We start from the raw sequence: 15,351 nt of genomic DNA, 5'->3' as shown, positions 1-15,351 counted from the left end.
AAATTCAAATGTATTCACACTGATCCAGGACAAATAATTCCATTTTCTTACAGTTTAAAAAAACAATTGGAATCCGTTCAGGAAGTTTTGCTCTTCTTCATTCTTAATCCAGATTAACAAAAAAAATGTAAGTAATCCGAACATTTCGAGGTATCGTTGATGACACATCAGCGTTATTAGTATGTAATGTCGTCGAAGTCTATCATTCAGAAAATGCTCATTTTCAGTCACGTTTTGTTGACTGTGGGCATGCTCATCTCCTGGGCGGAGGCGAAATCCGCTTCTTATGGAATTGATGCGACATTATTGAGAAATAATACAGTGCAAGATGCAAGCGAAGTTGCATCGAATGTACTCAAGGTTGCAAATTATACGGGCAGACCGGTTCGCTTTCACATGGATTACTCTCTTCCTGCCGGATGGGAGCTACTGGGTTCACATGAAGAGGACATCGATCTGAATACGAATGATTCCATCTTTATTCCGGTTCGTGTTATTCCTCAAAAACTTTCCAAAGGCGGGACCAGTTATATTGTCACTATCCTGCTTGTTTCAGATAAAGGATTGCAATTTGCCGCGCAGAACTGGTATGTAGATATCAAAGCGAATTCTCAATGGAAGGCCTTTCTTCCTTCTAAACAGGTATACTTTATTAATCATGTTGATTCTAGTGGATTCAGGATTCGCTTGCAGAATTTAGGAAACGCGGAAGAAATTATCCGGGTTACCATGCTACCGGATCGTCATTTACAGATTCTGAATTCTGAAACAAATCAACCGGCATTACTCACATTCACCATTTCCCTGCCAGTTGGCGTAGATACAACATTGTTGTTTTCTGTAAATCGTCTCATGGATAAGAACCGTTACGCGGGAAAGAAAGATGGTTTGATGGGTACGGGTAGTCCTCGTGAAATTTTTCCAATACAGGTGATGGCAAGAAGTACTTCAGGTTTGAACAATCAAAGCTGGACCGGTACTGTTCAATTCAATAAAGTTGGCAGCCGTGGTCAGAAAAATGAATTTAGTCATACCGCATTACCGCTGACACTGGAAGCAAATGTTTATGACGTTCTCTCAGATGGAACAACCATGGCACTCGATGCATATGGCAGCACCAGTTTTGGTGAGGATAAATTTCTGACCTACCGTTTACAATCTGTCTTTGTCACGAATTTCCTGGATGAAAACAGTTATCTCGGAACGAATCATTACGTTGGATATTTTTCAGATAAAATGACCTTCGAAGCCGGTGAAGTAAATGGCTGGGGACGAAGTTTGCTGAGCGGCCGTGGATTTAAAGGCTCTTATACATTAGGCAAGAATACAATAGGTGCAATGATTGTTCGTGCTCCTTATTTTTTCCGTTCGCATCAATCGGAGGGGTATGGACTGTATCATCATCTGCAATTGAAAAATGTATCGTGGAGTAATTACTTCAGTTACATCACGAATACTCCATTGAGTACTACCAATGCTTTGTCAAACACATTTGCATCCTGGAAAATTAACTCTCACCATCAGGTATCGGCAGGTGGAGGATATACCCTTGAAACATGGACACCTTCTGTTGGTTCTGCAGCGACTCGTCCCGGATTCGGATACGATCTGAGTTATACAGGAAGTACACGTATTTTAAGTTTTACTGCTTCGACCATGCAAGGTTCTTCGGATTATTCTCTTGCCCGCGGGGTAAAGATGTATTCTACACGAACAACATATTCACTCAACAGACACAATAATCTTGCGTTCAGTACACAGAATTTTACACAAAGACCTTCCTTTTATATAAATGGTGTTCGTCAATCCGGAATTTATATTCGTTCTGACAGGTACGAAGTGCGCTGGGGAATCAGTACTCCTTCTTCTATGGTAGCTATCAAGCCAACCTATATCGAAGAAGAAAATATGTTGCTCCAGGTGAATACATTTGGTTCCGGCTTTGAATACAGTGCGAGAAATTCAGGGATGGCGAAGGTTTCATCCACCTTGTTTATGGGTTACGCCCATCTTCCGGATTATGATATTCCTTCTTTCTTTCTGGCGAGATTAAGTGTCCTCGCCCGATGGGAGAATTTCTTTTTCAATGTGAGGTATTTCTACGGTCCGAATCAGTTGTCGGAACAATTGCGTTTTGTGAATCACAGAATCAATCCTCAGACAATTCATGCAAATGCGGCGTATGATCATTGGTTTGGAGAAGGAAAATTCCTGCTCACCACCACAAGCAACGTGCTGTATGAAACATTCTACAAGAAATTTAATTTCAGGTTGAGACCTGAGATGTTCTATTATACAAATAGCGGATTCCGTTTTTCAGTTTATGCTTCATTCTTCAGCAATTCACAAGCAGCCAATCCGCTTTTGGATGATTTGCAAAGCAGAGCTCCTTTTGAAAAGCTGAGTGCACAGGAGCTGAACATGGGTTTTGGTGTGAAGAAGCAAATTGGAATTCCAATCCCGGGAAAGAAATTCTGCAATGTACGCGTAGTTGTATTTAAAGATCTGAACGGAAACGGTAAACAAGACAATAACGAAGAAGGCGTTGAAAATATGCTGGTAAGCATTCGTAAGAAGAGTCCGCCGACAGATCGTCCGGATACATTATCTATTGGACGTGACGAATCCGAAGAATTTGTGACGGATTCAAAAGGCGCGATTTTCTACGACAATGTAGCTCCGGGAGTTTACCTGATGAAAGCAACGCCACTGATGAGTCAGGGAGAATGGTTTGATGTGAACAGCGTGGAAGTTCCTATTGATAAACGCACAACAATTTATCTTCCGCTGAGTCGAGGAATCAAATTGCTTGGATCGATCTTAATTTCCAGAGATAAATATTCCAATGAAGAAGGAAAGCTTGACTTGTCACGAATAAGGGTTACAGCAATTGATTCAGTAGGTAAGACATTTTCTTGTCTGACTGATCGTGATGGACAGTTTTCATTGTTCCTGCCAACCGGTATCTATACTTTATCTATTAACGATGCGGCGCTGGGAAGCAAATTCATTTTCGTCCAAAGTAAAATGAGTCTTGATCTCACGCATCCTATCGATAATTACAATGTCACATTTAACGTTGCTGAAAAGCGAAGAAAAATGGAGATTAAAAAGTTTAATAGTGACGGAGAATTGGTCAAATAGTGGTAAACAGGATAAACCTAAGGAAATAATTTGCGTTTAATAATAAAAAATCAAAAACCAAATACCGATCATGAATACCCAAATGCGTCAAATTTTTAAAAATTTCTGTGCAATCGTAATTCTGACTTTGTCAGGGATTGGTTTCGCGAATGCGCAGAGTGTTTCAATATCTCCGAGCCGACTTTATTACAAAGTGGCGATTGGTGAATACAAAACACAGGAAATTAGTGTAACTAATAATTCTGCCGTACGTCAGTCCTTCACAGTATCGTTTTCGGATTTTGAACCGGCAGGGATTGAAGGGAAAAGCCGTTTCATGGACGCCGGAGGAAGTGAAAATTCCTGTTCGCGCTGGCTTAGCGCAACGCCTTCGTTTTTTGAAATAGATCCGGGACAAACACAAAAGATTCAGGTCTTGTTACAGGTTCCATCCGCTCCCGACGCGAATAAAGTGAAATGGGCTGCGATGCGCATTAAATTAACGAAAGAGAAAAAGGCTGCTGAGCTCAATGACAAAAATGCGATAGGTCTTGGTGTGAATGAAACATTCCAGTTTGTCGCGCATATTTTCCAGACTCCTCCAACAGTGACGCTTCGAAAAGCGGAAATAGAAAGCTTCAAAGATGTGGCAGCTGACGGTGATAAAGGAAGAATTCTTGTCATGCGAATGAGAAATACAGGAGAAGCAATCCTGGATTGTGCTTCTTATCTTGAATTTACAAATCTTCAAAGTGGTGAAGAGGAAAGAGTGAAGCCAATTGCATTTACAGTTCTCCCCGGAGGAATTCGAGAAATAAAATTTAATGTGCCAACTACATTATCAAAAGGTAAATACTCGGTACTTGGTGTCGTTGATTTCGGAAGCCGTGAAAATGTTCAGGCAGCTGAACTGCAGATTGAAGTCAATTGATGAGTATGGAGAATAAGGTATAAGGTATAAAGTACAAAGTATAAAGTATAAGATAAGTGCCATTTACTATCAACTTAGGATTTTATTTCTGTATACTATATTCAAATGTTAATTGTTATTTTTTAAATTTTAACTCATAACTCATAACTCATAACTCATAACTCATAACTCATAACTCATAACTCATAACTCATAACTCATAACTCATAACTCATAACTCATAACTCATAACTCATAACTCATAACTCATAACCTGTCCCCAAATACCAACCAAATCTGGATTAATTATGATTAAACAGTTTTTCTGTAAGGAAATTCAAAAAATTGATCCCCGTAACTTTCACAGTGTCGTTAATTTGTAATTCAATTCACCCCACAAAATAAAACTTATAGCCAATGAAGAAGATCGTACAAAAAACACTCCTGATGACCGCAATAGCCGGCGTATTCAGTGTAGGACAAACTAAAGCTCAACTTTCCGATCAGGAATATGTAGCTGTAACAATGGACCTTCAAGGAATCCTTGAATTAACGATGACTACAGAGCCTCAGGTAGACTTTGTATTCAACACCATTCAAAAATACCAGGTTGGTATTACAAAGTACAATGCAACGCGTCTTGAAGTAGAAGCAACAGTTCCTTGGGATTTGTATGCACAACCAAGTACTGAATTCTGGACACAACAGATTGCTTATGGTGCAGGTACTAACGGTACCGGTACATTGCCTTCTGAAATTCTGGAAATGCAATCTATCCAGGCAAACAACGTTGCCGCTCCATTGACCTTTGACAACTTCATCGGTCTGTTCAGTAATCTCGGAGGTAACACCGCTTCTTTGACTCCGTCATTGAATACACAGTTCCTCGCCGGTGAATTCGGACAAGGTGTTGCAAGCAGTTATGCTCCTGCAACTTCCTCTGCAAGTCCGCTCACAAACAAATTCCTCGTTCACTACCGTATCAAACCGGGTGTGCCTGCGAATTTCCCGGATTTGACTACACAATACCCAACTGTAGCTACTGCGACATTTACAGCTACAAATCCTTACGCACAACCTGGTTTTTATGACCTGGAAGTTGTGTACACACTTACCGAAGACCTTTAATCCCTGGTCTGAAGTGATGAACAAAAGCAACCTCTCACCCCGGAGGTTGCTTTTGTTTTTTTAATTGTCCGTAACATTTCAGAAAGGAATCCAGTAAACCTAAGATCAGGAGCAGGCATAACTTTCGCGCTGCATTACAAGGCGTTGTCAGGTAAGGATCTATTATGAAACTAATTCAGATGAAGAAATTTAAACCGCTGAGGACAATCGTCCTTTTTGCGGGATTATTTCTTTATGGCCAAGCCGGAAGAGCACAAACTGTAGACATTACGCTTGCTACAAATCCGAATGTTGAATTCACGTTCAATTCTGTTGCCAAGTTGGTGAATGGAATAGTGATTCCAAATGCGGTTACAGTAAATATTGAAGCCATAGGTATCGGTTGGGATTTGTATGCAGGTGCGGTCACAACAACTCCGGGAACCTGGGACAACGCTCAGTATTACACGAGTTCCGGTAACGGGCAACCTCCGGTAAGTATTTTGCAAATGCGTGTGCACAACCTCAGCAATACTCCTTTGATTTCAGGCTATGCACCTTTGCAGGATATCGCGACTTCTACACTTGATTTTATTGGAAATCATATGGCTGTTGACGCCGACATCAATTGTTCGGACCCTTCACCGGTTGGAACAAATGCCGCGGGAAGTTATACTACGGATCCTCAGTGTTACCAATTCAAGGTGGATTTGAAGGTTACTCCGGGACTGACCTACAGGCCGGGTGTTTACACCCTTCAAATTGAGTTCATCGTCGCCCCGGATTTATAACTCACCAAGTTTATTTTTTTTAAACCTGAGGGAATGTTAATTTGGTCTCCGAAACAAGACCTTTCCCCCGGGTATGAAATTCATCTTATTTTTTCTTTTGAGGCTTAGTAAAACTCTGATTTTGGGAGTGTCCTTATTTGCATTCACGCAATCTTTTGCTCAGTCAGGTTGCACAGATCCCCAGGCCAGCAATTACAATCCTTCCGCGATCATCAATGATGGTTCTTGTACTTATGCGGCAACAACACTTTCTTTAACCAGACTTGCAGGTTTGGATTCGCCACTTCTGGATGAAAGTTCTGGTGTGTCATTTTTTAATGATCAGCTATGGACACATGTTGATAATACTGAAAACTCCGTTTATCAGTTGGATACAGTTTCCGGACTCTCGACCCGGGAGGTGACGGTTACCAACACCATCAATACAGATTGGGAAGATATTACTGAAGGAAACGGATATTTTTTCCTGGGAGATTTCGGAAATAACTCCGGTGATCGCACAGATCTCAGAATATTCCGGGTCAATAAAGATTCTTTAAATCAAACCAGTATCAGTGCAACAGCGGATACAATTTTATTTTCTTATCCCGATCAGGTTGATTTCACGCCAAACCTGAACGCGACTCGTTTTGATTGTGAAGCGTTTTTTTATCATGATGATTCACTACACCTTTTTTGTAAAGATTGGGTGAACAAACGAACACGGCACTATCTCATACCGGCTGCACCGGGGAATTACGTCGCGACCTTGCGAGATAGTTTTGAAGTGAACGGACTTGTCACTTCGGCCGCGATGGCAAATGATGGTTCGATAGTATTGCTGGGTTACGACAATGTTGTACTGGCGCCTTGTTTTCTATGGTTGCTCTATGATTATTCAGGCCGGGATTTTTTCAGTGGCAACAAAAGAAGATTTTCTCTTGGCACCGCCTTGAATGTAGGACAGGTGGAAGGTGTTTGTTTCAGGAATAATCATTATGGTTATATCACCAATGAACGATTTCAGCAATTTGTATTCAATATAGATCCGCAATTGTGGAGCTTTGATCTGGATTCATTTATTCATTCTTTCACGACAAGAATCATTGAAAATCCGGGAACCTCGAATATACTTTCAAATGGCCCCAACCCTTTCCAAACGGAAACAGTAATTCATTTGCCAATCGAAGCCGGACCTGATTCGGATTTCATGTTGTTTAATTCCAGTGGTAAAATGATCCGTAAAGAACATGTGAAAGGAAATGAAATCAGAATTAAACGACTGACTTTAGAGTCCGGAATTTATTTCTACCGACTGATTCAGTCTCATGGAACTACTTACAATGGGAAATTAATAGTCGAGTGAAAATTTAACAATTCAATTCTATTGATTTGATTTTTGAACTGATTTTTCGAATGATTTAACATTGCGTTCATGTTTTTTTGCAGTGCGGGAAGATTTTCGTAATTTTAAGTAAATATATTTCCTATGAAAAAACTTCTGATCTCCGCGTTGTTGTGTTCTGCATTGTTCAGCACTGCAACTTTCGCACAATTTCGAATTGGCCCGACGGCCGGATTAAATATCGCTACACTTTCGGGAACCGATCTTACTGTAGATTCAAAGCTCGGCTGGCATGGTGGTTTGTTTCTTGACATTTCACTCACGAAACATTTTAGTCTGATGCCTTCAGTTTTGTATTCGGTCAAAGGATACAAATACGAATACACCTCAAGTACTTCCGCGCAACCTTACGATACAACCAACAGTACTGCTGTGATCACGGCTGTTGCCGATGTAAACGCGACACTGGGCTATATCGACATTCCTGCCTTGCTGACCTGGTATTCCGGCGAGCACAAAGGATTCATGATTCAGGCCGGACCGCAGCTTTCTTATCTGATTTCTGATAATGCCACTGTGAATACTACCGCTACTATCAGTGTAAATGGTCAATCGCCTCAGCCGACAACACCAACTGTTTCTAATGATCTCAGCTTTCACAAATCAGATGTTTCGCTTGTAGGTGGTATTGGCTATAAACTACCGGCATTGCTGATGGTTTATGCAAGGGCTTCAACAGGATTCGGGAAAGTGCAGGATGGGGAATTTGTAAAAGACGAAAATGCCGGACACAACTTTGTAATTCAGGTGGGTGCAGCTTTGGTTTTTGGACCGAAATGATATTTAATAAAAAAAAGAAAGGGCAGGAAATTTTCCTGCCCTTTCTTTTTTTTTAGAAAATGCGTTTAAACATTCGTCTTAATTTTCAGCAAATCATCCGGTGTGTCGATCGCGATACTTTCAAGAGATGTTACTTCGGCTTTGATGACGTAACCGTTTTCAATCCATCGCAATTGTTCCAGCGATTCCGTGATTTCAAGATTGGTTTTGGAAAGCCTTGAGATCTCAAGCAACACATCCGAACGATAACCATAAATTCCGATGTGCTTGTAGTATGTAGAATATTTCAGCCAGTCTTGTTCAGGGAAATTTCTGTTATAGGGGATAGGAGAACGACTGAAATAAATGGCTTCACCACGTTTGTTGACCACTACTTTTACATTGTTATGGTTAAACAACTCATCAGGAGAAGTGATTTTTTTGATAAGTGTCGCGATACGGGTGTCTGACTGATCAAAGCATGAACACAAGAGGTCAATTTGTTCAGGGTGAATATAAGGTTCATCGCCTTGGATATTGATCACAGCATCCCATTGTATCGTTTCATCACGTGCAATGATTTCCGCGCAACGGTCAGTCCCGCTCTGGTGTTGCGGAGAAGACATGATCGCATGTCCGCCGAACTCCACTACGTGGTTGAAGATCCGTTCATCATCGGTTGCAATAACTACCCGTGACAGGCGAGTGCATTTTACGCACTGTTCGTATACACGCTGTATCATCGTCTTCCCGTCAATATCAGCCAGGGGTTTACCGGGAAACCTTGTGGAGCCAAAGCGGGCGGGGATTATTCCGATTATGTTCATCTCGTTGCGAAGGATTGTGAACTTACAAAAATAGAAACAAAATGAATTTGGTGTCCGATAATTTTCAACAGAACCCCTGATTTATCAACGGTTTACAGGGTAAGGGCCAGCTGAAATACAAAAGTACGGGGAGGCTGCATGTCGGCTGGTCGTTGCATGTAAATGTAATTCGTCAGGTTCTTTACTATGAACGTAGCACGTAGTGTTTTATTGACCTGGTAGCCTGCTCTTACATCAAGCACCAGATCTCCGTGATCGTGCTGGAGCCTGTAATCACCGATTCCAAGGCCAGGAGGTGAAATCTGATCAAACAAAGGAGTAAGGAAGATATAGTCGATATTTTCCATTTTACTGTTGTATCTCAAACTGCTTCCAAGTGAAAATTTCCGGAAGTTGAATTCAAGATCCGCTTTGCCCATATGACGAAATCTGTATTTGAGAAAATCGGTTGAGTCACTGCCGCGAACCTGTCCGCTCCCGGCTTTCGCGACATAAGCACTGTCGTATGTTGTTTGCTTGGGATCGAGATACGTGTAACTGAGCATTAGTGTGGCGTTCAGATCACCTGCGATTTTCCCTTCAGCCATCAGTGATACGTCTACACCTTTTATTTTTGTCTTGCCCACGTTTACCGAACTAAAACCAAACCCTACAAGAGGATCTGATGGTTTACCCCATTGAGCAAAAATGAATTCCATCATGTTCTCGTATTGACTTTGGAATGCGGCAGCATCGAGATAACCAATCCAGTTTCCGAATTTCAAAACCTGGCGAAAACCGATTTCCGCGCTATATCCTTTTTCAGACTGCAGGCCGGGGTTTGGGTAAATGTAGAGGGAGCCAACATTTGTTCTGACAAAACGTTCCGCAACGGAAGGAAATCTGTAGCCTTGACCAATCGATGCACGCAAGTAGGTGCCTTGAAGTACATGAGCATTGATGCCACCGCGAAAAACAGGTGTCCAGTCTTCGCGAATGGAATCGATTTTATTTTGCTCAGCTCTTGCTCCGGCGGAGAAGGTCAGCATTTTCCATTTTACATCGCCCTGGATATATGCAGCGAGTTGATTGCCTGAATGGTCGAGATACAATTCGCTTCTTACTTTGTTTTCCTGATCCACAACGCCGGCAGTGATGGTGGCTTTCTCGCCGAATCGTTTCTGATACTGATATTCGCCATAGTAGACATTGCCTGTTGATTCCTGATTGGTGTTGTTTTCATTCTTTGAATTAAACCACCGTGTGCGAATTTTATGCGAACTTCCTTTTTTACCGATATAGGTGATAAAAGGATCCAGATTGGTTCGGTAAGTAGTGTAGTCACTGAGTGTTGTCGGTGCCGGTTGGTAGGCTCCACTGGAATCATTCTTCCAGATAAAAAATAATGTACCTGCCGACATCATGGTATTACCATTAATGCCTATGGATAATCCCTCGATGTTTTTAAACCGATAACGTGTATTCAGGTTGAAACGTCCGTGTTGTTCATTTTCTCCTTCACGGTAACCTTCATCGATAAACATATTTCCCCCGACAACCAGATCCAGCTGACCGATTTGCCTGCTGTGCAGAAAACTCAAAACGCCTTGTTTATTACGGATACTTTCAGGAGCATTCAATGCATATTCAGAGGTATCAAATTTCACTTTAGCCCTATCATAAACACCTGTCTGGAAATTAATTTTTGTCATGGGCGTATCACGGGGAAAAGCTGTACGCAGATTGATCGCGCCATTTAAAGCCGAGGAACCGAACAATACGGATGAAGCCCCTTTAATGACTTCTACCTGCTCAAGATTTTCTACAGGTAAAAAACTCCATTTCGCGTCACCAGCGTCGGCAGTGAGCATTGGCAAATCATCAACCAGTATCTGAACGCGGCTCCCCGCACCATAACTCCAGCCGCTACCTCCTCTGATATTAGCCTGACCATCGATGATGTTCACGCCGGGAACATAATCCATCGCGTCTTCCATGGTCGTGGTTGCCCGCTCTTCGACCAGTCGTGGTTTCAAAACTTCAATGGACACAGTAACGTCTTCAATCTTTTGTTCAAATTTTCCTGCACTGACAACAACCAGTTTCAGTTCTCGCGAAGATGGTTCTAAGATTATATTCATTTCCCGGATTTCGCCGGGGTTGAGATGAATACTTATTTTCTTTTCTGAAAATGAAATTAATTTTATTGTCAGATTGTAATTGCCGGGTGCAAGGGACAACTGAAAAAGTCCGTTCAGGTCTGTGGTGGTTCCTGTTGTACTGTCGGACATTACAATAGCTCCGGGCAAAGCCTCTCCTCCCGAAGTACTTATTTTTCCTTTGAGCTGAGCGTTTTGAGAGTAGGAATTCAGGGAAAAGCAAAGAAGGAAGCCAAGAGTCATAAAATTTCTCAGCTTATATTGGATTGTGGAAGCGATGCTCATGTCGTAATCTTGGCCTCCAAATTCTGTTTATTTGAATTTGGACGAACAAGTATAACAGATTTTTTTCGATTGCTATTCAGAATTCAATTCAAATGAACCATCCCGACGATTTGTTGAAAATGCAAATTGCCCTGAGCCTCTTGCCCGGAATCGGGCCTGTGCTGGCAAGGAATCTTGTGAGCTATTGCGGAAGTGTGCCTGAAATTTTCCGCAGAAAAAAATCCCAACTCGAAAAAATTCCCGGAATCGGTACGGAAAGGGCTGAAATCATTACCGGACATAAACTTTTTGCCGAAGCTGAACGGGAGGTTTTATTTGTACGAAAACATAAAATCACTCCTTTGTTTTATCTCGATGCCGATTACCCCTTTCGATTAAAGAACTGTGAAGATGCGCCTGTACTCTTGTTTTACAAAGGCAATCAAAATCTGAATGTTCCACACGCAGTCGCTGTAGTTGGGACGCGGCACATCACATCGTATGGAAAGGAAATTACAGAGAAGATCATTGAGGGCTTGGTGAAATACGAAACGCTTATAGTCAGCGGTATGGCTTATGGAGTGGATATTGCCGCGCATAAATCAGCACTAAAATTCGAATTGCCCACAGTTGCCGTCACGGCGCATGGTCTGGATCGTATTTACCCCTCCATCCACAAAACCACGGCGGAGAAGATGGTGAAACAAGGAGGGATACTCACCGAATACCTGAGTGGCACCAATCCCGATCGCGAAAATTTTCCTGCACGCAACCGAATTGTCGCCGGTATGACCGATGCGACCATCGTGATCGAATCGGCCAATCGTGGTGGCGCATTGATCACAGCGGAATTGGCAAATTCCTATAATCGGGATGTCTTTGCCATTCCGGGTCGTGTTACGGACACCTATTCTCAGGGTTGTCACCAGTTGGTTCGTCAAAACAAAGCTACTTTGATTGAATCCGCTGAGGATATTGCACAGGCACTGAACTGGGATCTTGAGGTGGAAGCTAAAAAGCAAAAACCAATCCATCAGATGTCACTCCTGCTGGATTTAAATCCGGAAGAGCGAAAAGTCATTGATGTTCTTCGTGAACGTGGCGCATATCCCATCGACCACCTTTCCCTGGAAGTGCAAATGCCTGTAAGTAAGGTCTCAGGCGTGTTGTTGAATCTCGAATTCGCGGGGATCATCCGTTCATTGCCGGGTAAAGTTTATGAACTTCTATAATCATCAATTTACAAATGACGTTTCAATTTGCCGGATAAATATTCATTTCCGGATACCGTTTTGAATAGCGTTTTTTTTCGGACTTTTGTCCTTCATTCATCAAGCTATGTACGACACATTAAAACCGGTTCTTGTAAAGGAACTTGAAGAGATAAAATCTGCCGGGCTATTCAAAACGGAGCGTATCATTACGACCCCACAGGGCGCCGATATTACGGCAAACGGAAAACAGGTCATTAATTTTTGCGCAAACAATTATCTTGGTTTGTCTTCACATCCCAAGGTTATTGAAGCCGCAAAAAAAGCGATTGATACCCATGGGTATGGAATGTCTTCTGTACGTTTTATTTGTGGAACCCAGGATATACACAAGGAGCTGGAGCAAAAAATCTCTGCTTTTCTTGGAACTGAAGACACAATTCTGTACGCGGCAGCTTTTGATGCAAATGGAGGAGTTTTCGAACCCTTGTTGAATGAACAAGACGCCATCATCAGTGATGAGCTAAATCATGCTTCCATTATCGATGGTGTTCGTTTGTGCAAAGCTCAGCGTTTTCGTTACAAACACAATACGATGGAGGAGCTGGAGAAAATTCTTCAGGATACACAATCATTGCGTCATCGTATGATCGTTACCGATGGTGTTTTCAGCATGGATGGAACCATCGCTCAATTGGATAAAATCGTTGAGCTTGCCGATAAATACAAAGCACTCATTATGATTGATGAGTGTCATGCGTCCGGATTTATGGGAAAAACCGGTCGTGGTACGCATGAATATCGCGGAGTGATGGGAAAGATCGACATCATCACCGGAACTTTAGGAAAAGCACTTGGCGGTGCGATGGGAGGATTTACTTCCGGCCGCAAAGAAATCATTGATTTGTTGCGTCAGCGCTCTCGTCCATATTTGTTTTCCAATTCGCTGGCTCCAAGTATTGTCGGCGCATCTATCGCGGTGATTGATATGTTGAGCGAAACAACCGCCTTGCGCGATAAATTGTGGGAGAACACAAAATATTTTCGTGAGAAAATTACTGCTGCCGGATTTGATATAAAACCCGGTGAACATCCGATTGTACCGATCATGCTGTACGAAGCCAAGCTGGCACAGGAATTCGCGTCCAGACTGATGGATGAAGGAATTTATGTCATCGGATTCTTTTATCCGGTTGTAGCCAAAGGAAATGCACGCATCCGTGTACAGATTTCAGCGGGCCACGATCGTCATCATCTCGATAAAGCTGTGGCAGCGTTTACCAAAATCGGTAAAGAACTGAATGTTTTAAAAGCGTAATGATCACCGGATCATTTCAAATCAACTTATGAAGAAAACAGGTTTGCTTTTTGTTTTGTTATTGTGGGGATACTCAGGTGTATTTTCACAGGTGAATTTATTCCCTGTGAAGATGAATAACAAATGGGGCTTTGTTGACAGAAACGGTAAAATGGTTGTCAATCCGGAGTATGATGCTGTGGGATCTTATGCTGAATCTTTTATACCCGTAAAAATCGGTAACGTCTGGGGATTCGCGGATCTTACCGGAAAAATTTCCATCAACCCGCAGTTTACGGATGTCCATAATTTTTCAAACGGTTACGCCGGGGTGAGGGTAAATGGCAAATGGGGGTTTATCAGTGCAAAGACGAAAACACTGGTGACACCACAGTTTTCGCAAGTGGAAGATTTTTCAGAAGGTGTTGCCGCTGTTGAAATTTCTACTTCATGGGCATTTGTGGATACACTTGGAAAAATTGTAATCAACCCTCAGTTCAGCAAAGCGAAAAAATTTACTGAAGGCCTTGCTCCTGTGCAAATCGGTCTGGCCTGGGGTTTTGTCAATAAGGCTGATAAATATATCATCACTCCGCAATTTGAAAAGGCCGAACCTTTCCATGAAGGATTGGCAGCGGTTCGACTCAACGGGAAATGGGGTTATATCAATAAAGAAGGTGCTGTAGTAATTCCATACCAATTCAATGAAGCATCAGATTTCAACGATGGCTGCGCAACAGTACGTCTTGGAAATTTATGGGGTTATATCGGAAAAGATGGAAGCTATATCATCAATCCAAAATTTGAAGATGACATTAATGGTGAGATGGATGATAAGGTCTTTTCAGAAGGTTTAGCAGCCGTAAGAATCGACGGGAAATGGGGCTATATCAACAAAACAGGAAAATTTATCATCACTCCTCAATATTCTACTGCCGGAAAATTTCAGAATGGAATTGCGCCCGTTAAATTGAATTCCAAACGTGGCTATATTGATAAAACCGGAAGAACAATTTGGATGCAATTGAACTGAAATTGACATCCCATTTCTTTCATTGAATAGTTGAACTCCCTAATACACACTTCTTGATCACAATTTATACAGACGGCAGTTCGCGTGGAAATCCCGGGCCCGGAGGCTATGGTGTAGTTCTCATCTCCGGTGAACACAGAAAAGAATTATCGCAAGGTTACCGCCTGACCACCAACAACAGGATGGAGCTGATGAGTGTGATTGTCGGCCTTGAAGCTTTGAAAAAAGAAGGGCAAAGAGTCACCATTTTTTCCGATTCCAAATACGTTGTGGATTCCGTTGAAAAGAAATGGGTTTTCGGCTGGGAGAAAAAAGGTTTTTCAGGTAAAAAAAATCCTGACCTCTGGCAGCGCTTTCTCAGAATATACAGGAAGCATCATGTGAAATTTCATTGGGTAAAAGGTCACGCTCATACACCGGAAAATAATCGTTGTGATGAACTTGCGGTGGCGGCATCTTTTCATTCACATTTATTGATTGACCAGGGATACACCGGACCGGAATAAC

12 protein-coding genes are annotated in these 15,351 nt (G+C 42.1%); 10 read left to right on the top strand and 2 right to left on the bottom strand.

Features of this window, described 5'->3' with window-relative positions:
* Positions 1 to 186: 186 nt before the first annotated feature.
* The 6 genes from IPP86_06245 (at position 187) to IPP86_06220 (ending at position 8,095) form a co-directional block, all read left to right on the top strand.
* Positions 187 to 3,144 carry a hypothetical protein gene (locus IPP86_06245; protein MBL0138118.1) on the top strand — a complete coding sequence of 986 codons (2,958 nt, stop codon included), beginning with the start codon at positions 187 to 189 and terminating at the stop codon, positions 3,142 to 3,144.
* Between the two features lie 70 nt (positions 3,145 to 3,214).
* Complete coding sequence (locus tag IPP86_06240) at positions 3,215 to 4,054, top strand: hypothetical protein (protein MBL0138117.1); 840 nt, start codon at positions 3,215 to 3,217, stop codon at positions 4,052 to 4,054.
* A gap of 396 nt (positions 4,055 to 4,450) precedes the next feature.
* The gene (locus IPP86_06235) at positions 4,451 to 5,161 is read left to right on the top strand and encodes a hypothetical protein (GenBank protein MBL0138116.1); all 711 of its coding nucleotides are present in this window, start codon (positions 4,451 to 4,453) and stop codon (positions 5,159 to 5,161) included.
* A 179-nt stretch (positions 5,162 to 5,340) separates the two neighbouring features.
* Positions 5,341 to 5,931 carry a hypothetical protein gene (locus IPP86_06230; protein ID MBL0138115.1) on the top strand — a complete coding sequence of 197 codons (591 nt, stop codon included), beginning with the start codon at positions 5,341 to 5,343 and terminating at the stop codon, positions 5,929 to 5,931.
* 121 nt (positions 5,932 to 6,052) lie between these two features.
* Entirely contained in the window at positions 6,053 to 7,276 is a 1,224-nt protein-coding gene (locus IPP86_06225) for a T9SS type A sorting domain-containing protein (GenBank protein MBL0138114.1), read from the top strand.
* 123 nt (positions 7,277 to 7,399) lie between these two features.
* On the top strand, positions 7,400 to 8,095 hold the full coding sequence (locus IPP86_06220) for a PorT family protein (protein MBL0138113.1): 696 nt from the start codon (positions 7,400 to 7,402) through the stop codon (positions 8,093 to 8,095).
* A gap of 65 nt (positions 8,096 to 8,160) precedes the next feature.
* Here IPP86_06220 and kdsB read toward each other — a convergent pair whose 3' ends face one another.
* Complete coding sequence (gene kdsB, locus IPP86_06215) at positions 8,161 to 8,901, bottom strand: 3-deoxy-manno-octulosonate cytidylyltransferase (GenBank protein MBL0138112.1); 741 nt, start codon at positions 8,899 to 8,901, stop codon at positions 8,161 to 8,163.
* Positions 8,902 to 8,993: 92 nt separating this feature from the next.
* Positions 8,994 to 11,324 (bottom strand): TonB-dependent receptor, encoded by a 2,331-nt coding sequence (locus IPP86_06210; GenBank protein MBL0138111.1) that lies wholly within the window; start codon positions 11,322 to 11,324, stop codon positions 8,994 to 8,996.
* Positions 11,325 to 11,416: 92 nt separating this feature from the next.
* On the opposite strand from IPP86_06210, the gene dprA reads away from it, so the two are divergent.
* The 4 genes from dprA (at position 11,417) to rnhA (ending at position 15,350) form a co-directional block, all read left to right on the top strand.
* Positions 11,417 to 12,535, top strand: coding sequence for a DNA-protecting protein DprA (gene dprA, locus IPP86_06205; protein MBL0138110.1), 1,119 nt, complete (start codon positions 11,417 to 11,419; stop codon positions 12,533 to 12,535).
* A 106-nt stretch (positions 12,536 to 12,641) separates the two neighbouring features.
* A complete protein-coding gene (kbl, locus tag IPP86_06200; GenBank protein ID MBL0138109.1) occupies positions 12,642 to 13,832 on the top strand; it encodes a glycine C-acetyltransferase in 1,191 nt (396 codons plus the stop codon).
* 28 nt (positions 13,833 to 13,860) lie between these two features.
* The gene (locus tag IPP86_06195; protein MBL0138108.1) at positions 13,861 to 14,844 is read left to right on the top strand and encodes a WG repeat-containing protein; all 984 of its coding nucleotides are present in this window, start codon (positions 13,861 to 13,863) and stop codon (positions 14,842 to 14,844) included.
* A gap of 62 nt (positions 14,845 to 14,906) precedes the next feature.
* The gene (gene rnhA, locus IPP86_06190) at positions 14,907 to 15,350 is read left to right on the top strand and encodes a ribonuclease HI (protein ID MBL0138107.1); all 444 of its coding nucleotides are present in this window, start codon (positions 14,907 to 14,909) and stop codon (positions 15,348 to 15,350) included.
* Position 15,351: the final 1 nt, after the last annotated feature.

This window comes from Bacteroidota bacterium (genome assembly GCA_016720935.1).
GTDB lineage: Bacteria > Bacteroidota > Bacteroidia > AKYH767-A > 2013-40CM-41-45 > JADKJP01.
The sequence above is the reverse complement of the archived record's forward strand: the minus strand, read 5'-3'. Positions and strand labels throughout refer to the sequence as shown.

Coding starts and splice junctions, on each gene's coding strand:
- IPP86_06245 (MBL0138118.1), top strand. CDS start 187: ATGTCGTCGAAGTCTATCATTCAGAAAATGCTCATTTTCAGTCACGTT.
- IPP86_06240 (MBL0138117.1), top strand. CDS start 3,215: ATGAATACCCAAATGCGTCAAATTTTTAAAAATTTCTGTGCAATCGTA.
- IPP86_06235 (MBL0138116.1), top strand. CDS start 4,451: ATGAAGAAGATCGTACAAAAAACACTCCTGATGACCGCAATAGCCGGC.
- IPP86_06230 (MBL0138115.1), top strand. CDS start 5,341: ATGAAGAAATTTAAACCGCTGAGGACAATCGTCCTTTTTGCGGGATTA.
- IPP86_06220 (MBL0138113.1), top strand. CDS start 7,400: ATGAAAAAACTTCTGATCTCCGCGTTGTTGTGTTCTGCATTGTTCAGC.
- kdsB (MBL0138112.1), bottom strand. CDS start 8,901: ATGAACATAATCGGAATAATCCCCGCCCGCTTTGGCTCCACAAGGTTT.
- IPP86_06210 (MBL0138111.1), bottom strand. CDS start 11,324: ATGAGCATCGCTTCCACAATCCAATATAAGCTGAGAAATTTTATGACT.
- dprA (MBL0138110.1), top strand. CDS start 11,417: ATGAACCATCCCGACGATTTGTTGAAAATGCAAATTGCCCTGAGCCTC.
- kbl (MBL0138109.1), top strand. CDS start 12,642: ATGTACGACACATTAAAACCGGTTCTTGTAAAGGAACTTGAAGAGATA.
- IPP86_06195 (MBL0138108.1), top strand. CDS start 13,861: ATGAAGAAAACAGGTTTGCTTTTTGTTTTGTTATTGTGGGGATACTCA.